This window comes from Lentzea sp. NPDC036949, from assembly GCF_055608075.1.
Genome location: NZ_JBVJRA010000021.1, coordinates 24,422 through 42,461, shown reverse-complemented (window position 1 = coordinate 42,461; position 18,040 = coordinate 24,422). Strand labels below are relative to the sequence as shown.

The window sequence follows — 18,040 nt, the reverse complement described above, 5'->3', positions numbered from 1 at the left end:
CTCCCGACTCACCACGTCGCAGATGCCACCCACTCATCGACGACAGTCCACAGTCGACAACCCGCGCTGACATCTCACCCGCCCTGCAACTCCACCCATCTCACTCGGCACTGGCCGTGCTGACCCGGCTTCCGTCAGCTGGCTCGAACCGTGTCTGCTCGTCGACCTTCCTCCTCACTTCAAATCCGAACCCTGGCCGCACCCCCGCGTTCCTCCGCATTGCGGGCGGGCGAACTGACGGATCAGGACATCGTTCGGCGGGTGCATGTGGAAGAAGACGACAGACAGGGCGGATCAGGACAAGGTTCACCCGTTGGAGTGACAGGCAACGAGCATCAGGCCGGGAAGAGGGAGCTGTAAGCGTTGAGTGCGGGTTGGCCGCCGAGGTGGGCGTAGAGGACGGTGGAGTTGCGGTCGATCTCGCCTGAGCTCACGAGGTGGATGAGGCCGGCCAGGGACTTACCCTCGTAGACGGGGTCGGTGATCATGCCTTCGAGCTGGGCGCCGAGGCGCATGGCGTCGAGGGTGGTGTCGTCGGCCAGGCCGTAGACGCCGGCGTGGAAGCGGTCGTCGAGGAGGATGTCCTCTTCGGACACCGTGGTGTTGCGGAGCTTGGCGGTGTTGTGGGCGATGCGGGTGATCTGGGCGAGGGTTTCCGCGGGCTTCGCGGAGGCGTCGATGCCCAGGACGCGGCGGTTGGGGTCGCCTGCGAAGCCGGCGACCATGCCGGCCTGGGTGCTGCCGGTGACCGAGCAGACGATGATGGTGTCGAAGAAGACGCCGAGCTGGGCCTCTTGTTCGCGGACCTCGTCGGCCCAGGTCGCGAAGCCCATGCCGCCCAGGGGGTGGTCGGAGGCGCCTGCCGGGATCGGGTAGGGGGTGCCGCCGGCGGCGCGGACGTCGTTGATGGCCTGTTCCCAGGCGGGTTTGACGCCGATGCCGAAGTCGGCGTTCACGAGGCGGACGTCGGCGCCCATCATGCGGCTCAGCAGGATGTTGCCCACGCGGTCGTGGCCGGTGTCGGTCCAGTCGACCCAGCTTTCCTGCACCAGCACGGCTTTGAGGCCGGCGCGGGCGGCTGCGGCGGCCACCTGGCGGGTGTGGTTGGACTGGATGCCGCCGATGGAGACGAGGGTGTCGCAGCCGGTGGCGAGGGCGTCGGCGACGAGGTACTCGAGTTTGCGGGTCTTGTTGCCGCCGTAGGCGAGGCCGGAGTTGCAGTCCTCGCGCTTGGCCCAGATCGCGGCGCCGCCGAGGTGGTCGGTCAGGCGGTCGAGGCGGTGGACCGGGGACGGGCCGAAGAGCAGCGGGAACCTGTTCACAGCTCCTCCAGGAGGGTGCCCCAGTTCTCGTCCACGAGAAGAGCGGCCTGCTTGTCGTCGCGTCGTTCGCAGGCCTCGATGATCTGCTGGTGCTGGGTCACCGAGTGGCGGGCGTGGGGGGACGAGAAGCGGCTGTGCTCGGCGCGGCGGACGAGTGGGGTGAAGCGGTCGATGGTGGCGGTGATCGCGAAGTTGTCGCAGCGGTGAACGGCGACGGCGTGGAACTCGTCGTCGGCGGCGAGGGCGGCTACGGCGTCGTTGGCGTCGAGGGCCTTCTTGAACGCCTTGTTGGCGGTGTGCATGGCGGTGAAGTCGTCGTCGGTCATCCGGGGGACGGCGAGGCCGGCGGCGAGGGCGTGCATCGTCTGGACGACGACGAGGGCGTCGCGCACGGGTTCTGCTTCCAGTGCGGTGACGCGGGTGTAGGCGTGTGGTTTGGTCTCGACGAGGCCTTCGTCGGTGAGGGTCGCCAGGGCTTCGCGCACCGGGGTGCGGGAGAGGCCGAGCTTCTGGGCCAGCTCGACGTCCTTGATGGCGGTGCCCGGTTCGAGGTCGCCGCGCACGATCGCCGACCTGATCTCCGCCGCAGCTCGCTCTTTCAGCGACCCATATCCAATATATTGCATATTGGTGAGAGTAGGGTGGGTCACAGGCAAACGCAACCGGCCGCAGCACGAGGTGTGCTGCGGCCGGGAAGTGGGACGACGAGAGCTAGGTGACCGGCAGAGTGCGGCCGAGCACGGCGAACGGGCGCGGGTCGCCGGTGAACTGGTAGTGCCGCAGCACGTCCTGGAAACCGACGCGGCGGTACAGCTTCCACGCCTTGCTCGGGCCTTCGGGGGTGGACAGCAGCACGCGCGAGGAGGAAACGCCGTCCAGCAGCCTGCGCAGCAGCTCCTCGCCGAGGCCACGACCCTGGGCGCGCGGCAGCACGTGCAGCTCGGTGAGCTCGAAGTAGTCCTGGAGCCACTCGTCGACGACCGAGGGCGACGAGACGGCCATGAGGCCGCGCCGCACCTGTTCGTGCCACCACTGCCCGGTGGCGCCGCGGTAGCCGTAGCCGATGCCGACGAGCTCGTCCTGCTCCCCCACCGCGACCACGCAGCGCCAGTCCTCGCGCATCATGTGCGCGAGCCACATCGGGGCGCGCTGCTCGACGGTGCCGGGCGGGTAGTTCATCGCGGTCACGTACAGCTCGAGCGCCTCGCTCAGTCGCACGTTCAGCTCGGCGGCGCTCATCTCGACGATGCGCTCCAGGCGTGGCGACGCGGTCATTGCGCGACCACCGCGACGCGGCCACCGGTCAGCTCGACCAGCTCCGCGAACGTCGTGGGGTACACGGCGCGGGGGTGCCCGGCGGCGGCCCAGACCTCCTCGTAGCCCGACAGCGACTCGTCGACCAGCGTCTCGATCGGCGCCGGGTGCCCGACCGGGGAGACGCCGCCGATCACCTGGCCCGTGTGCTCGCGCACGAAGTCGGGGTCGGCGCGCTTGACCGCGTCCGCGCCCACCAGCCCGGCCACCAGCGCGGTGTCCGCGCGGTGCGCGCCGGAGGTCAGCACCAGCAGCGGGGTCGCGACGCCGTCGCGGACGGCGGCGAACAGCAGGCTGTTCGCGATCGCGCCCACCGGTACCCCCACCGCCTCGGCTGCGGCGGCCGCCGTGCGCACCGCGTCGGACAGCACGACGATGCGCGCCGCGGCGGCGGGCGGCAGAGCGGCGGCGACTTTGCGGATCCCGGGGTGCTCCGCAGGGTTTTCGACAGCACTCACCACACCATCAGACCACGAGCGGGCGCTGAGCGGTGGGCCGGGTTGAGGAATCCATCGGCCGGGAGCTACGCTGGAGAGGGCTCGAACATGTGTTCGAGTCGCACAATGCCTCGGAGGTGGGGTGGGGGAAGCACCCCACCTCCGAGAGCCGCCGGCTTCCCCTCGGCGGAGACGTCGTTCACCGACGCCACGAGGAGGCCGAGATGTCAGCACCAGCCTTCCCGATCCCCTTGCCCCCCGCTTCAGCGCTCGCGTTGCTGCAGCAGGCACGCGACTCGCTCGCCGAGGCGGAACGCACCCCCGACCCACCGGAGCGGTTCGCCGCCGCCTACCTGGCCGCTCTGCGCGCCGCGGCGGCGGTGCTCGCGTTGCGCGGACGCCCGCACCGCGGGCGTTCCAGGCCTACGAGCGCGTGGGTGTTGCTTGCCGCGATAGCACCGGAGATGCGGGAGTGGGCGGCGTTCTTCGCGGAGTGGTCCTCGACGCGCGCCGCTGTGCTCGCGGGGATCACACGCCACGTCAACGCGCGCACGGCCGACGACTTGGTGAGGCAGACCGAGCAGTTCGTCGGTCTGGTGGGTCACGTGATGAACGAGGGCAGGCGGTGAACGCACTGGAAGTGTTGCGGCGTGAGGCTGATCTGCTCGTCATGTCCGCGCTCGGCCAGCCCACGCACAAGGGCGTGCCCGCCTGTCCCGGCCTGAACCTGGGCGAGACCGTGCGGCACGTCGGCAGCGGCTACCACTGGACGTTGGAGTACCTGCGCGTCGGGGAGGAGCCGCGGCAGTGGCAGCGCCACCCCGCGGACGGGCAGGACCTGCTGGACTTCACGCGTTCGGGTGCCGAGGCCGTGATCGCGGAGCTCGCCGCGCACGACGAGGACGAGCCGTGCACGACGTGGTGGCCGGAACAGCGGAACTACGGTTTCTGGCGGCGCCGGCTCGCGCACGAGACCACGGTGCACCGCATGGACGTGCAGGGCGCCGCGGGCTTGGCGGCCGGTCCGGTCGGCGACGAGGTCGCGCTCGACGGCGTCGACGAGGTGCTCACGTTGTGGCTGGGGCACAAGCTCGACACCCTCGGTGTGCGGGGGTCGCGTGACGAGCTGGTCGCCGTGCGCGTCGAGGACCACGTGTGGCTCACCCGGTGCGGGCCGCAGGGCGCTTCGGCGTGGCGGGTCGAACCGGAGGAGGCCGACCACGCCGACGCACTGGTGACGGCGAGCCCGATGACGATGTACCGCTGGCTGTGGGGTCGCCTGCCCGACCGGATGATCGAGGTCTACGGCGACCACGACGCCATCGCGCAGCTGTGGGCGCTACTGCGGCTCGCGACCAAGTGACACCGAGGCGGTCTCCCCGCCCGCTGCCGAGATCAGCCGGTAGCGGGCGCGGCGGCCGTCGAAGTCCAGCAGTGCCACGGAGTTCCCGAAGTGCGGGCCGGTGGTCTTGCGCCACCGCACGACGTCCTCCGGCACACCGGCGAACGTGGCGAGCCGGCGGAACACCCGTCCGGCGCCGCGTGACCACGACAGCCGGAACGCCGGGCGCAACGCCTTGGGCGCCTCGTTGTGCACCGGCGAGCACACGAGCTGCGTGACCGTTGCCTTGGCGGGCACGGGGAAGTCAGCTTCGGCGACGTAGCTGTGGTGGACGTCGCCGGACAGCACGTTCACGGTGGCGCAGCCGTTGTCGGCCGCGTTGCGGATCATCCGGGTCAGCCGGTCGAACGACTCGCGGAACGCGGGCCAGTGCTCCAGGTCGAGCACCTGGCGGACCTGCTCGGCGGCTTTGCCCTGCCAGCCGGGTTTGCGCGCGCCGACCTCGTTGATGGACTGGAAGTGGCTGAGCGCGTGCGGCATCAGCCACGGCAGCGACGAGCCGATCAGCAGGTGGTCGTAGTCGCCCTCGGAGTTGCGTTCGAGCCACTCGAACTCCGCGTCGCTGACCATCTGCCTGCGGTCGTCCTCCAGGATGCGGCCGCAGCGCGTGTCGATCATCAGCAGCCGGATGCGGTCGAAGTCGCGCCGGTAGCTCCACCGCGTGGACTTGCGGCCCTCGTTCTCCTTGTCGGCCTGCTCGGCGAACTCCTCCAGCATCGGCTGCACGTCGGTGCCTTGCGCCTTCACCTTGGCGTACAAGGGATCGCGGGCGAGCTCGTCCGGGGCGAGGTTGCCGATGTGCTGGTACACCCAGTACGAGGACAGCGCGCCGCGGATGCGGTCGCGCCACCACGGCTTGTCCTGCATCCGCTGCTTCCAGGCGGAGGAGGTGTTCCAGTCGTCGCGCACGTCGTGGTCGTCGAAGATCATCGACGTCGGCACGACCGACAGCAGCCAGCGGATCTCCGGGTCGCCCCAGGTCTCGTGGTAGAGCCGGGCGTACTCGGAGAAGTGCACGACCTCGCCGTCGGGTTCCTCCGAACCGCGGCGGTGCTCGCGCAGCCACTGCTTGGTGCCCTCGGTCGGTTCATCGGCGTAGACCTGGTCTCCCAGCAGGAGCAACGCCTGCGGCCACTCCTCCTCCGGCTGGCGCATCAGCCGTTGCGCGAAGGCGTCGAGGGCGTCGGGGCCCAGCGGCTGGTCGGGGGCGGCGCGGCAGGAACCGAACGCGATGCGGCGCACCCGGCCGGTGCGGATGACCGGCTTCGGGAAGTCGCTGCCCGGCTCCGGCCAGACCAGCTCGCGGTCGAGCCGGACGTCGTACTCGGTGCGGGGCCCCAGGTTCTCGATGCGCACCAGGGCGTAGTGCTGGCGGCCCACCTGGAACGTCCTCGCCGTGTGGCCGGCGATGGTCACCTCACACGCCGCGTCCGTCTCGACCCACACCGTGGCCGAGGTCGAGTCGACGTACCTGAGGAGCGGTCCGAGCACCAGCTTCGTCACCCGCGAGACAGTACCCTCGTACGAGTGGAAATCACGTTCGACGCCGCAGATCCCTCCGCGCTGGCGGCGTTCTGGTCCGAGCTCGCGGGCGACGAGGTCGAGCTGACGTTCGTGTGGAGCGACGCGCCGAAGATCGAGAAGAACCGGGTGCACCTCGACCTGGCGTCGACCTCGCCGCAGAACCAGGCGGACATCGTGGCGCGGGCGGTGGAACTGGGTGCCGAGCACGCCGACGTCGGACAGCGCGACGTGCCGTGGGTGGTGCTGAGAGACCCGCAGGGCAACGAGTTCTGCGTGCTCGAACCACGTCCCGAGTACACCGGTGCGATCGCGGCGGTGGTCGTCGACGCGCACGACCCGCTCGCGGCGGCGCGGGCGACCGGGCACCCGGTGGTGCGCAGTGGGGACGGGTTCGCCTCGGTGCGGCCGGAGGCCGGCGGGCCGTGGCTGGAGTTCGTGCGCACCGACGACGCCGACCCGTTCACGAACCGCGTCCGCGTGCGGTGGGCCGCCGCCGTGTCCTGACCGGTGTGGCGTTGCACACCACCGATGTGCGATATCCGGTGTATCAGTCAGCTGGGGCGCAGCCGGTGCTCACGCCGATATACCGGATATCGCACATCGCACATCGCACATCGCTTGCTGAACGCAGCTACAGCGCGGCGAGGCGTTCGCGGAGGGTGTCGAGGCCCATCGAGCCCATCTCCAGCGACTGCTGGTGGAACTGCTTGAGGTCGAAGTCCGCGCCCTTGCGGGCACGGGCGTCCTCGCGGGCAGCGAGCCAGAGGCGTTCGCCGATCTTGTACGCCGGGGCCTGGCCGGGCCAGCCGAGGTAGCGGTCGATCTCGTCGTGGACGTGCGCGGCCTCGGTCAGCGTCCTGGTGAGCATGAACTCCAGGCCCAGCTCGGGCGTCCAGCGCTCACCGGGGTGGAACCCGGTCCCCTGCGGGATCTCCAGCTCCAGGTGCATGCCGATGTCGATGATGACGCGGGCGGCGCGGAACAGGTGCGCGTCGAGCATGCCGAGCAGGTCGCCGTCGTCGTCGAGGTAGCCGAGCTCGCGCATGAGGCGTTCCGAGTACAGCGCCCAGCCCTCGCCGTGACCCGACACCCAGCACATGAGGCGCTGGAAGTCGTTCAAGCTCTCCGACTGGTACACCGCCGTCGCGCACTGGAGGTGGTGCCCCGGCACGCCCTCGTGGTAGACCGTCGAGGTCTCCCGCCACGTCGGGAACACCGTCTTGCCCTCGGCGACCGACCACCACATGCGGCCGGGCCGGGAGAAGTCCGCGGTCGGCGGCGTGTAGTAGGCGCCGACGCCACCGCCGGGCGGGGCGATCTTGCACTCGAGGTTCATCAGCGCGTCCGGCAGGTCGAAGTGCACGTCGCGCAGGTCGAGCAGGGCCTTGTCGGACAGCTCCTGCATCCACGCCCGCAGGCCGTCCTGGCCGTGCACCTGGTAGCGGGGGTGCTCGTCGAGGTACGCCGCCGTCTCCGCGAGCGAGGCGCCGGGCTTGAGCCGTGCCGCGACCTCCTTCATCTCCGCCTCGATGGAGAGGAACTCCTCCCAGCCCCACGCGTAGGCCTCGGCCAGGTCGAGCTTCGAGCCGGTGAAGTAGCGGGAGCCGAGGCGGTAGCGCTCCTCGCCGACGGCGTCCTTCTCGGGTGCGAGCGGTGCCAGCGACGTGCGCAGGAACGAGGCGAAGTCGGCGTAGGCGGCGGACGCGGCCGCGGCGCCGGAGTCGAGGTCGGCGCGCACCGAGCCGGGGACGTCCGCCTTGGCGACGAAGGAGCCGAAGAACGTGCCGGCCCACGTGTCGCACTGGTCGGCCACCTTGGTCACCTGGCGCAGCGCGGACACGTTCCCGCGGGCCGCGGCGGCCGACAGCGAGGCCCGCAGACCGGACAGGGAGGCAGGTACCGCCGCGAGACGCCGCCCGATCGTGGCCCATTGCCCGGGCGTGTCGGTCGGCATCTGGTCGAAGATGTCGCGCACCGACTGGATGGGGCTCGCGATCACGTTCAGCGAGGATTCGGTGAGGCCGGCGGCGTACAGCTCGCGTTCGAGGCCGACCCTTTCCTGGAACACGGCCTTCGCCGCCGCTTCAGAAGCATCCGCGGGGTCGGCGGCCGTGATGTCGGCGAGTGCGCGGGCGGCGACCTCGTCGCGTGCCGCGTGCCCTTCCGGGGAGAAGTCCGTCAGCTGGTCGTCGGAACCGGCGAAGCCCAGGCTGGTGGCCGTGATGGGGTCGAGCGCCACGTGGTCGGTGACGAACTTGTTGCTGATGTCGTGCACGGATGCCATGGCCGCAGACGCTACCTCGCGGTGATCGACGCCAAAAGGTAGTTAGTCAAGCTCACGACCAAAGGAGGGACTGCGTCGTCCCGGCCGTCCTGGCAGGATGTCCGCCGTGCGTAGATCCTCGGCACTGCTCGTGCCGGTCTTCCTGCTGCTCACCCTGTTCTCGTTGAGCGGTTGCGTTCGCGTGTACGCGGCGATGGCCGTGTCCGACGACGACCGCGTCTCAGGTGAGATCGTCGCGGCCACCCCGCCCACGCAGGACAACGACCCCGGTCCCCAGCTCAAGGTGCCGCCGGAGCTCGCGAGCCGCGTCACCACCAAGCCGTACCGGGTGGAGTCGTACGCGGGCACGCAGCTGTTCTTCAACGGGTTGTCGTTCGAGGAGATGCGCACGCTCTCCACCGCCACCAGCTCGTCGAACAGCCGCTACAGCCTGAACTTCCGGCGATCCGGCGACCTGGTCACGCTGTCGGGCTCGGTCGACCTGACCCAGGTGCCGGTGGAACGCGCGGACATCCAGGTCAAGGTCAGCTTCCCCGGCCGGGTCGTGAACACCAACGGCCGGGAGGAGGAGAACAACACGATCGCGTGGTCTCCGAAACCCGGTCAGGCGTCGATGCTGCAGGCCACCGTGCAGTACGCGGGCGAGAACTCCAGCTCGTTCCTCGGCTGGGTGTTGCTCGTCGCGGGTCTCACCGGCGGTGCGGCGCTGATCGTCGTCGTGCTCGCGCTCCTCGCGCACAAGCGCAACGTGACGGTCTAGGCGCGCGTCACCAGGCCCAGGCGGCCCAGCACCTCGCGCGTCGCCTTGGCCCGGTTCATCGTGTAGAAGTGCAGCGCTGGCACGCCCTCGTCGAGCAGGCGCCGGCACATCTCGGTGGCGATGTCGATGCCGGTCGCGCGGAACCCGGCCGGGTCGTCGGCGTAGCGGTCCAGCCGGCGTGCCAGCTCCACCGGCAGGTCGGCGCCGGACAGCTCCACGATCTTCGTGAGCGCGCGTGGCGACAGGATCGGCATGATCCCCGGCAGCAACGTCGCCGTGCAGCCCGTCGCCGCCACGCTGTCGCGCATGCGCAGGAACGGCTCCGGTTCGTGGAACAGCTGCGCCACCGCGTAGTCCGCGCCGGCGTTCAGCTTGCGCACCAGGAACTTCACGTCGGTCGCGAGGTCACCGGAGCGCGGGTGGCCGTACGGGAACGCCGCCACGCCCACGCAGAAGTCGCCGAGCTCGCGCACGAGCCGCACGAGCTCCTCCGCGTAGGTCAGGCCCTGCGGGTGCGCGACCCACTCGCCCATCGGGTCGCCAGGGGGGTCGCCGCGCAGCGCCAGCACGTTGCGCACGCCGACCGCCGCGTACCAGCCGATGACGTTGCGCAGCTCGGCCACCGAGTGGTCGACGGCGGTGAGGTGGGCGACCGGCAGCAGCGTCGTCTCCTGGGCGACGCGGGCGGTGGCGCGGATCGTGCGGTCGCGGCTCGAACCGCCGGCGCCGTAGGTGATCGAGACGAACGCCGGGTCGAACGCCTCCAGCTCGCGCACGGCGGTCCACAGGACACGCTCGTCGTCCGCGTTCCTCGGCGGGAGGAACTCGACCGAGAACTTGGGGGACTGCCCCTGCAGCCGCTCCACCACCGACGTCATGGTCCCCACCCTAATGGGTCGTCCGCCTGGTGGGACGGTGGCTCACGATGTGGACGGGGTCGCCCCGACGTGCGGGTGGCACCCGACACAGCGGACCATGGAGGGGTGTCCCACCACCCCGTCGACGTCGCACTGCCCGCGCACGTCGAAGAAGCGCTGACCACGTACCTGGCCTCCCGGCGCGCGTCGGGCGAGGCGATGGACCCGAGCTTCGCGAGCGCGGTGGACGCGCTGTCCGGGTTCGTGCTGGGCGGCGGCAAGCGCATCCGCCCGACCTACGCGTGGTGGGGGTGGCGCGCGGCGGGGGGCGACCCCGACGGCGAGCTCGCCGGTGAGGTGCTCACCGCGGTCAGCTCGCTGGAGCTGATCCAGGCGTGCGCGTTGATCCACGACGACCTGATGGACGCCTCCTCGGTGCGCCGGGGCAAGCCGACCGTGCACATCGCGTTCGGCGAGCGGCACCGCGAGCAGGGCTGGCTCGGTTCGCCGGAGCGGTTCGGCATGTCGGCGGCGGTGCTCATCGGTGACATCGCACTGGCCTGGGCCGACGACATGCTCTTCGCCGCCGGGCTGCCGTCGGACGTGCTGCGCCGGCTGAGCGAGCCGTGGCGGGACATGCGCACCGAGATGCTCGCCGGCCAGTACCTCGACGTCCTCACACAGGCGCGGGGCGACTCGTCGGCGGACGCGGCGGTGCGGATCGACCGGCTCAAGACCGCCGCCTACACCGTCGAACGGCCGCTGCACATGGGCGCGGCGATGGCCGGCGGCTCACCGGAGCTGGTCGACGGGCTGCGGGCGTTCGGCGCCGACATCGGCGTCGCGTTCCAGCTGCGCGACGACCTGCTCGGCGTGTTCGGCGACCCCGGGGTGACCGGCAAACCCGCGGGCGACGACCTCGCCGAGGGCAAGCGCACCCTGCTCGTGGCGCTGGGCATGCAGTTCGGTGCCGATGTGTTGGACATCGCGCTCGGCAAGCCGGACCTCGACCTCGCCACCGTCGAGGAGGTCCGCCGCCAGCTCGTCGAGGTCGGCGCCGTCGACGCCGTCGAGGAACGCATCGAGGACCTCACCAAGAGCGCCCTCGCCGCGCTCGACGACGCCCCCGTCGCGGAACCGGCCGCCGCGAAGCTCGCCGAGCTCGCGATCAGCTCGACGAAGCGGACCTTCTGAGGACGACCGCCGCTCGTCGGCCGTGTGCGCTGATTAACTCCTCGTGACCAGTGGGGGCCGTTGCTTGCTGACGCTTCCGCGCCTTGTGCAACGATGTTCGGGCGATGGCTGCAACCCCGTCCCTTCCCCGCACGAGCTCCGAGGTGTCTCCACAGGAGCCTCTTGAAGCTGTGCTCGAGAAGAACCCCTACGCCATCCCCATCCGCACGACCATGCTCGGCCTGCTGGGCGTCGCGCTGATCGCGCTGGGCGGAATGGGCGCGGGCGCGATCCTGCAACGGGACCCGCTGCTCACGAAGGTCGGGCTGAGCTGGCTGCGCTACGGCCACGGCCACGACCTGGCCAACATGGTGCTCTACATCGGCCTGGGCCTCGTCATCTGGGCGTGGGTCCGCCTGGGCCGCCTCGTGCGGTGGGGCGAGATCGGTGACTTCGCGGTGCTGGTCGCGGTGACGGTGTGGACGTTGCCGTTGCTGTTCGCACCGCCGCTGTTCAGCAAGGACATCTACAGCTACCTCGCGCAGGGCCAGCTCGCGCTGACCGGCTACGACCCGTACGAGGTCGGGCCCGCGGTGCTGCAGAGCACCCTGAGCGACAACGTCAGCTGGGTCTGGCAGCACACGCCGGCACCGTACGGGCCGCTGTTCATCCTGGTCGCGAAGGCGATCGTGTGGGCCACCGACGCGAGCGTGATCCTCGGCGTCGTCGCGATGCGCTTCGCGCTGGCCGGCGGGCTGGTGCTGCTGTGCTGGGCGCTGCCCGGCATCGCGCGGCACCTGGGCGGGAAGTCGGCGATCGCGCTGTGGCTGGTGGCGGCCAACCCGCTGCTGCTGATCCACCTGGTCGGCGGCGCGCACAACGACCTCCTGATGATCGGGCTGATGGCCGCCGGTGTGCTGCTGGTGCTCGACCGCAGGCACGTGCTGGGTTTCGTGCTGCTCGGCCTCGCGTTCTCGGTGAAGGCGACGGCGGTCGTGGTCGTGCCGTTCCTGGTGTGGATCTGGGCGGCGCGGCTGGAGGGCGACAAGCGCGCCCGGTTCCGCAAGGCGCTGCTGCCCGGTGTGGCGGCGTTCGCCGGGGCGTTCCTCGCGTGCACGCTCGTCGCGGGGGTGGGCCTCGGCTGGATCCCGGCGCTGCGCAGCTCGTCGATGATCATCAACTGGCTGTCGGTCCCGAGCGCGGTCGGCGACTTCGTGCGGATGGTCGTCAACTGGTTCGTCTACGTCGACGGCGGCATCTTCCTCGGCGTCGCACGGGCCCTCGGGTCGATCGTGCTCGTCTGGATCGCGTACACGCAGTGGTGGGCGTCGCGCGACGGCGAGGTCCGCAACGCGATCCGCCGCGGCGCGGTGACGATGCTGGCGGTCGCGCTGCTGTCCCCCGCCACGCTGCCGTGGTACTTCAGCTGGCCGCTGGCGCTGGCCGCCGGGTTCGCGTGGACCACGGGCGCGCTGGTGGCGGTGTCGCTGGCCTCGGTGTTCCTGCTGCTGGTGACGTTCCCCAACGGCGACACCGCGCTGTACTCGTGGGGCTACCTGTTCTTCGCGTTGCTGGTGTCTGCGCTCGCGGCGAGGTCGCTGGTGAAGCCGGACCCGTTCGGCCTGTCCACCCGCTACGAATGAGCGCCGGCACAGCAGGCCGGGTGGTGCTCGCCCGAGCGTCCACCGGATGAGGCCGGCGTTACCCGGCGACGTTCGGCGTCGCGGCCGGGCACGTCGGGTCAGGGGTTCCGGACGCCTCTGGTCTGCGGAGACGCCCGGAACCGCCGCATCGGGTGATCTAGAAGCCCATCGCCTGGGCGCGTCGCTTCACCTCACGCCCACGGTCTCCGCGCAATGCTTCGATCGGAGTGCCGGGGAGGCTGTCGTCCTCCGCGAACAGCCAGCGCAGGATCTCGTTCGTCGAGAAGCCCTGGTCGCGCAGCACCGTGATGGTGCCGGGCAGCCCCTTCACGACCCCCGCGGCGGCGAGGAAGGCTTCGGGAACGACGAGGACGCCGTCGCGCCGCTCGGCGAGCAGCTGCCCGTCGCGCAGCATTTGGTGGACCCGGGTGACCGGAAGTCCCAATCGGTCGGCCACCTCCGGGAGGGGAAGAACCTCCAGGTCGGCAGCCAGTACATCCGCAGCGGCAGGAATCGCACTCACGGGGGTCACGATGCCATAACTCAACTGTGAACGCCCTTCCGCCAACCGGGTCATCCTGAGCTTTACCATCTCGCACTGTGGAGAGGTCGGTTTCGAACGTGATGGGTGGACTGCTGGAGCAGCGCTACCGGGTGGACTCCGTGCTCGCGCGCGGTGGCATGTCCACCGTCTATCGAGGTCGCGACACCCGCCTTGACCGCGAGGTCGCCGTGAAGGTGATGGATCCGCGCCTGACCGCGGACCCCGCTTTCGTCGCGCGCTTCGAACGCGAGGCGCGTGCGTCGGCGCAGCTGCACCACCCGGCCGTGGTGTCGGTGCACGACCAGGGCGTCGACGGTGACCAGGTGTACCTGGTGATGGAGCTGATCGACGGCGGCAACCTCCGCGACCTGCTCAACCAGCGCGGCAAGCTCCCTCCCGCCACGGCGCTCAGCGTGCTGGGCCCGGTGCTGTCCGCGCTGGGTGCGGCCCACCGCGCCGGCCTGGTGCACCGCGACGTGAAGCCGGAGAACGTGCTGATCGGGTCGGCCGGCCAGGTGAAGGTCGCCGACTTCGGGCTGGCGCGCGCGATCGGTGAGAACGGCATCACCAGCGACAGCGAGATCCTCGGCACCGTCGCCTACCTTTCACCCGAACAGGTGGAGACGGGTTCGGCGGACGCGCGCAGTGACGTGTACTCGGCCGGGATCGTGCTCTACGAGATGCTGGCCGGGCAGGCGCCCTACCGCGGTGAGACCCCCATCTCCGTCGCTTACCGGCACGTGACCTCGGACGTCCCGTCGATCCCCGAGATCCCACTGGCCCTGGACACGCTCGTGCGCAAGGCGACGCGGCGCGACCCTGCGCTGCGGCCGGCGAACGCGGACGCGTTCCTCGCCGAGCTCGAACGCGTGGGCGCGGAGCTGGGCCTGACGCCGCAGCCGGTGCCCGTTCCCGGTACGGCGCCCGAGAACGACAGGACCGTCGTGATGCGCCCCGTCCCGGTGGCCGTCGGTGTGACGCCGGTGGCCGTGGCCGAGGCGACGACGCCGGTGCGCAAGCCGGCGATGACGACGGTCAACACCGGCCCTCCTCCGGCCGCGACGGCCACCCGCACGATGCAGCGGCCCGAACCGCCCCGCCGGCGCCCCCCTGAGCGCAAGAAGAAGGTCGACGCGGCCGAGGAGGAGCGCAAGCGCAAGAAGCGGCTGATGACCATCTGGGGGTCCGTTGCCGCGGTGCTGGTGCTGATCGCCGGGCTGTTCTCCTGGTACCTCAGCGCGGGCCGCTGGACGACCGTGCCGGAGGTGTCGGGTCAGTCGGAGACGAACGCGACCCGGTTGCTGTCGAGCGCCGACCTCACGCCGCTGGTCGTGCGGGAGCCGTCGAACACGGTGCCGCTGGGTGAGGTCATCCGCACCGAGCCGGGCAAGGGCACGGAGATGCGTAAGAGCGAGTCGGTGAAGCTCATCGTGTCGCGGGGCAAGCCGGTCGTGCCGTTCGTGACCGTCGGCGTCGAGGTGGAGGTCGCGACCAAGGAGGTCGAGGCGGTCGGTCTGACGGCGACCAAGGACCCGGCGAAGGACGCGTTCCACGAGACCGTGCCGATCGGCAAGGTCGTGGCGCTCGACCCGCGGCCCGGTACGGCGCTGGAGATCGGCAAGCCGGTCACGCTGGTGCTGAGCAAGGGCCCGGCGCCGCGGGTGACCGTGCCGGACCTGAAGGGCAAGAAGAGGGACGAGGCGTTCGCCGAGCTGCAGCGCCTGGGCCTCGAACCGGTGGAGGCGGGCCAGAACGGCGGCAACCCCGACGACCTGCGGGTCACCCGGACCGATCCCGCGGCCAACACGGTGCTGGAGGTCGGGTCGAGCAAGCGCGTCACGGTGTTCTTCGAGGACACCAGCGAGGTCGAGGTGCCGGACGTGACCCGCAAGAAGGTCCGCGAGGCCAAGGAGGAGCTCGAACGCCTCGGCTTCAAGGTCAAGGTCGAGTTCAACAAGAGCGGCAACGCGACCGTCGTGAACCAGGACCCGCAGCCGCGCAGCAAGGTGCGCCGCGGTACCGAGATCACGATCATCGGTCTCTGACCGTGAGAACACGGAGGGCCCCGCGTTCTCGACGCGGGGCCCTCCGTTCTTCAGCCGGTCTTCAGGAAACCTACGAGCGCAGCATCTCCGCGACGAGGAACGCCAGCTCCAGTGACTGCTGGGTGTTCAGGCGCGGGTCGCAGGCCGTCTCGTAGCGGCCGGCCAGGTCGGCGTCGGAGATCTCCTGGGCGCCGCCCAGGCACTCGGTGACGTCCTCGCCGGTCAGCTCGATGTGGATGCCGCCGGGGTGGGTGCCCAGGCGCCGGTGCACCTCGAAGAAGCCCTGCACCTCGTCGACGATGCGGTCGAAGTGGCGGGTCTTGTAGCCGGTGCTCGACTCGTGGGTGTTGCCGTGCATCGGGTCGCACTGCCAGATGACCTTGTGGCCGCTGGCCTCGACCTTCTCCACGATCGCCGGGAGCACGTCGCGGACCTTCTGGTTGCCCATGCGCGAGATGAGCGTCAGGCGGCCCGGTTCGCCCCGCGGGTCGAGGCGCTCGACGTACTCCACGGCCATCTCCGGCGACGTCGACGGGCCGATCTTCAGGCCGATCGGGTTGGCCAGCAGCTCCGCGAACGCGATGTGCGCGCCGTCGAGCTGGCGGGTGCGCTCGCCGATCCACACGAAGTGCGACGACAGGTCGTACAGCCTGGGCTGCTCACCGGTGGTGTCCAGGCGCAGCAGGGCGCGCTCGTAGTCGAGCAGCAGCGCCTCGTGCGAGGCGAAGATCTCGGTGCCGTGCAGCGACTGGTCGGTGACCCCGCAGGCCGACATGAACCGCAGGCCGCGGTCGATCTCACCGGCCAGCGCCTCGTAGCGCTCACCGGCGGGCGAGGTGCGCACGAAGTCGCGGTTCCAGTCGTGCACGCGGTGCAGGTCGGCCAGACCCGCGCCGGTCAGCGCCCGCAGCAGGTTCATCGCGGCACCGGCGTTGGCGTACGCGCGGATCATGCGACCGGGGTCCGGGACACGGGCTTCGGGCGTGGCCACCAGGGAGTTGATGATGTCGCCGCGGTAGGACGGCAGGCCGAGGGCGTCGATGTTCGACGAACGCGGCTTGGCGTACTGGCCGGCGATGCGGCCGACCTTCACCACCGGCAGGCTCGCGCCGTAGGTCAGTACCACGGCCATCTGCAGCAGGGTCCGGATGTTCGCGCGGATGTGCGGCTCGGTGTTGTCCGCGAACGTCTCCGCGCAGTCACCACCCTGCAGCAGAAACGCCTGACCGTTCGCGACCTGCGCCAGTTGCGTGTGCAGCCGGTCGATCTCGGCGGGCACGGTGATCGGCGGCACGCTCTCGAGCACCGTCCGCACACGACGCACCTGTTCGGCGTCGGGCCACTCCGGCTGCTGGGCGGCCGGGCGCGACAGGGCGTCGTCCAGGCGCTTGCGCATCTCGGGAGGCAGCGGCGGAAGCTCGGGAAGCGTGTCGATGGGCACGTCCACGGTCCAGTTCACGCTGCTCAGCTTAGTTGTTCCACACTGAGAGACCGGGTCGGCCCTGTCAGCCGCCCGCCGAAGATCACGACCGCGGCCACGACCGGTTGACGAGCGGCTTTGCCCGGTCGTCTGTCAGTTGTCAACGATCGGCAGCGGCAGCTGGCCTCTGCCCTGTTGAGACGTCACATTGCATGATTGCCACATGAATGCCACCCGATTGGATGACCGCACCGCGGCCCGGCTGCTGGCCATCGCGATCGACAACGTCCAGCGCGACCACCCCGTGCACTGGACCCACGTGATCGACAACGACGACCGGCTGGTGCCGCAACGGGTGCTGCACCCGGTGTTCGCCGGGTCGTTCGACTGGCACTCCTGCGTGCACCAGACGTGGCTCGCGGTGCGGCTGCTGCGGTTGCGGCCGGAGCTGGAGGGCGCGGACCTGGCGCGGGACGTGCTGGACAAGCTGGTCACGCAGGACAACTGCGCCGTGGAGGCCGCGTTCTTCGCCTCACCGGCGGGCCGGTACTGGGAGCGGCCCTACGGGTGGGCGTGGTTGCTGCTGCTCGACGCGGAGCTGCGGTCGTCCGGGCTGCCGTGGTCGGTGGCGCCGATCGCGGACGTGCTGCGCGACCGGTGGCTGGAGTGGGTCTCGGCGGCCCGGTTGCCGATCCGGACGGGGACGCACAGCAACACGGCGTTCGCGACCGGGCTGGTGTTCGACGCGGCTCAGGCGAACGGCGACACCGAGCTGGTCACCGCGTGCGCCGAGGCGGCGTTGCGCTGGCACGGCGACGAGAAGGCGTACGGCGGGTTCGAACCGGACGCCGCCGACTTCCTGTCCCCCGCGCTGACGACGGCCGACCTGATGCGGCGCGCGCTGGGCACCGGCGAGTTCGCCGCCTGGCTCGACGCCTACCTGCCGGAGCTGGACGCGGAACGGTGGCGGTCGCTGCGTGAGCCGTTCCCGGTCGACGACCCCAGTGACCCGTACGGCTCGCACCTGGCCGGGCTCGCGTTGTCGCGCGCCTGGAACTGGGAGGCGATCGCCGACGCGGTGCCGGCCGGGCACCGGTACGCGGACCTGGCGCGCACGGCCTCCGCCGCACACCGCGAAGCCGGGTGGACCTACGTGTTCGGCGGCCACGGCTACATGGCTGACCACTGGCTCGGCACCTTCGCCGCCTACCTCGACGTCAAAGCCTTCTGACCAGCACAAATCGCCACTCATGCAAAAGACGTTTGCGGTCGTCCGCAAACGTCTTTTGCACAACTGATATATCGGTTGCCCGTG

The 18,040-nt window shown here is 70.5% G+C and carries 17 protein-coding genes; 8 read left to right on the top strand and 9 right to left on the bottom strand.

All coding sequences use genetic code 11. From position 1 onward, the window contains the following. Positions 1 to 335: 335 nt before the first annotated feature. The 4 genes from ACZ7CD_RS36485 to ACZ7CD_RS36470 all read right to left on the bottom strand — a co-directional run bounded on the left by ACZ7CD_RS36485 (position 336) and on the right by ACZ7CD_RS36470 (position 3,094). On the bottom strand, positions 336 to 1,322 hold the full coding sequence (locus tag ACZ7CD_RS36485; protein WP_470380682.1) for a 1-aminocyclopropane-1-carboxylate deaminase: 987 nt from the start codon (positions 1,320 to 1,322) through the stop codon (positions 336 to 338). Beyond that, entirely contained in the window at positions 1,319 to 1,948 is a 630-nt protein-coding gene (locus tag ACZ7CD_RS36480; protein WP_470380681.1) for a GntR family transcriptional regulator, read from the bottom strand. Before ACZ7CD_RS36480 ends, ACZ7CD_RS36485 begins: the two co-directional genes overlap by 4 nt. 85 nt (positions 1,949 to 2,033) lie before the next feature. Beyond that, on the bottom strand, positions 2,034 to 2,597 hold the full coding sequence (locus ACZ7CD_RS36475) for a GNAT family N-acetyltransferase (protein ID WP_470372202.1): 564 nt from the start codon (positions 2,595 to 2,597) through the stop codon (positions 2,034 to 2,036). Beyond that, positions 2,594 to 3,094 (bottom strand): YbaK/EbsC family protein, encoded by a 501-nt coding sequence (locus ACZ7CD_RS36470; RefSeq protein WP_360398538.1) that lies wholly within the window; start codon positions 3,092 to 3,094, stop codon positions 2,594 to 2,596. The genes ACZ7CD_RS36475 and ACZ7CD_RS36470 overlap by 4 nt, the downstream gene beginning before the upstream one ends. Before the next feature lie 203 nt (positions 3,095 to 3,297). Between ACZ7CD_RS36470 and ACZ7CD_RS36465 the strand changes: the two genes are divergently transcribed. Further along, positions 3,298 to 3,702 (top strand): SAV_6107 family HEPN domain-containing protein, encoded by a 405-nt coding sequence (locus ACZ7CD_RS36465; RefSeq protein ID WP_360398540.1) that lies wholly within the window; start codon positions 3,298 to 3,300, stop codon positions 3,700 to 3,702. After that, entirely contained in the window at positions 3,699 to 4,436 is a 738-nt protein-coding gene (locus ACZ7CD_RS36460) for a maleylpyruvate isomerase N-terminal domain-containing protein (RefSeq protein WP_470380680.1), read from the top strand. The genes ACZ7CD_RS36465 and ACZ7CD_RS36460 overlap by 4 nt, the downstream gene beginning before the upstream one ends. On the opposite strand, the gene ACZ7CD_RS36455 is transcribed toward ACZ7CD_RS36460, so the two are convergent. Further along, positions 4,413 to 5,978, bottom strand: a complete 1,566-nt coding sequence (locus tag ACZ7CD_RS36455; protein WP_360398544.1) for an alkaline phosphatase D family protein — start codon at positions 5,976 to 5,978, stop codon at positions 4,413 to 4,415. The genes ACZ7CD_RS36460 and ACZ7CD_RS36455 overlap by 24 nt on opposite strands. A 24-nt stretch (positions 5,979 to 6,002) precedes the next feature. Between ACZ7CD_RS36455 and ACZ7CD_RS36450 the strand changes: the two genes are divergently transcribed. Beyond that, on the top strand, positions 6,003 to 6,503 hold the full coding sequence (locus tag ACZ7CD_RS36450; RefSeq protein ID WP_360398546.1) for a VOC family protein: 501 nt from the start codon (positions 6,003 to 6,005) through the stop codon (positions 6,501 to 6,503). 127 nt (positions 6,504 to 6,630) lie between these two features. Here ACZ7CD_RS36450 and ACZ7CD_RS36445 read toward each other — a convergent pair whose 3' ends face one another. Next, a complete protein-coding gene (locus ACZ7CD_RS36445) occupies positions 6,631 to 8,283 on the bottom strand; it encodes a DUF885 domain-containing protein (RefSeq protein ID WP_360398548.1) in 1,653 nt (550 codons plus the stop codon). Positions 8,284 to 8,389: 106 nt separating this feature from the next. Here ACZ7CD_RS36445 and ACZ7CD_RS36440 point away from each other — a divergent pair, with 106 nt between their 5' ends. Next, complete coding sequence (locus ACZ7CD_RS36440) at positions 8,390 to 9,043, top strand: DUF3153 domain-containing protein (protein ID WP_360398550.1); 654 nt, start codon at positions 8,390 to 8,392, stop codon at positions 9,041 to 9,043. Here ACZ7CD_RS36440 and metF read toward each other — a convergent pair. Beyond that, positions 9,040 to 9,921: a methylenetetrahydrofolate reductase [NAD(P)H] gene (metF, locus tag ACZ7CD_RS36435; RefSeq protein ID WP_360398552.1), complete on the bottom strand. Its 882-nt coding sequence runs from the start codon at positions 9,919 to 9,921 to the stop codon at positions 9,040 to 9,042. The genes ACZ7CD_RS36440 and metF overlap by 4 nt on opposite strands. 105 nt (positions 9,922 to 10,026) lie before the next feature. Here metF and ACZ7CD_RS36430 point away from each other — a divergent pair, with 105 nt between their 5' ends. After that, positions 10,027 to 11,094, top strand: coding sequence for a polyprenyl synthetase family protein (locus ACZ7CD_RS36430; protein ID WP_470375988.1), 1,068 nt, complete (start codon positions 10,027 to 10,029; stop codon positions 11,092 to 11,094). A 170-nt stretch (positions 11,095 to 11,264) separates the two neighbouring features. Beyond that, positions 11,265 to 12,716: a polyprenol phosphomannose-dependent alpha 1,6 mannosyltransferase MptB gene (mptB, locus tag ACZ7CD_RS36425; RefSeq protein ID WP_458433754.1), complete on the top strand. Its 1,452-nt coding sequence runs from the start codon at positions 11,265 to 11,267 to the stop codon at positions 12,714 to 12,716. Positions 12,717 to 12,873: 157 nt separating this feature from the next. Here mptB and ACZ7CD_RS36420 read toward each other — a convergent pair whose 3' ends face one another. Continuing rightward, a complete protein-coding gene (locus tag ACZ7CD_RS36420; RefSeq protein WP_360398556.1) occupies positions 12,874 to 13,239 on the bottom strand; it encodes an Rv2175c family DNA-binding protein in 366 nt (121 codons plus the stop codon). Between the two features lie 77 nt (positions 13,240 to 13,316). On the opposite strand from ACZ7CD_RS36420, the gene pknB reads away from it, so the two are divergent. Beyond that, positions 13,317 to 15,305 (top strand): Stk1 family PASTA domain-containing Ser/Thr kinase, encoded by a 1,989-nt coding sequence (gene pknB, locus ACZ7CD_RS36415; RefSeq protein WP_470375989.1) that lies wholly within the window; start codon positions 13,317 to 13,319, stop codon positions 15,303 to 15,305. Positions 15,306 to 15,375: 70 nt separating this feature from the next. Here the strand turns inward: pknB and ACZ7CD_RS36410 are convergent, their stop codons facing one another. Then, on the bottom strand, positions 15,376 to 16,764 hold the full coding sequence (locus tag ACZ7CD_RS36410; protein WP_360398560.1) for a class II 3-deoxy-7-phosphoheptulonate synthase: 1,389 nt from the start codon (positions 16,762 to 16,764) through the stop codon (positions 15,376 to 15,378). A 184-nt stretch (positions 16,765 to 16,948) separates the two neighbouring features. Between ACZ7CD_RS36410 and ACZ7CD_RS36405 the strand changes: the two genes are divergently transcribed. Beyond that, a complete protein-coding gene (locus ACZ7CD_RS36405; RefSeq protein ID WP_470380679.1) occupies positions 16,949 to 17,956 on the top strand; it encodes a DUF2891 domain-containing protein in 1,008 nt (335 codons plus the stop codon). Positions 17,957 to 18,040 lie beyond the last annotated feature (84 nt).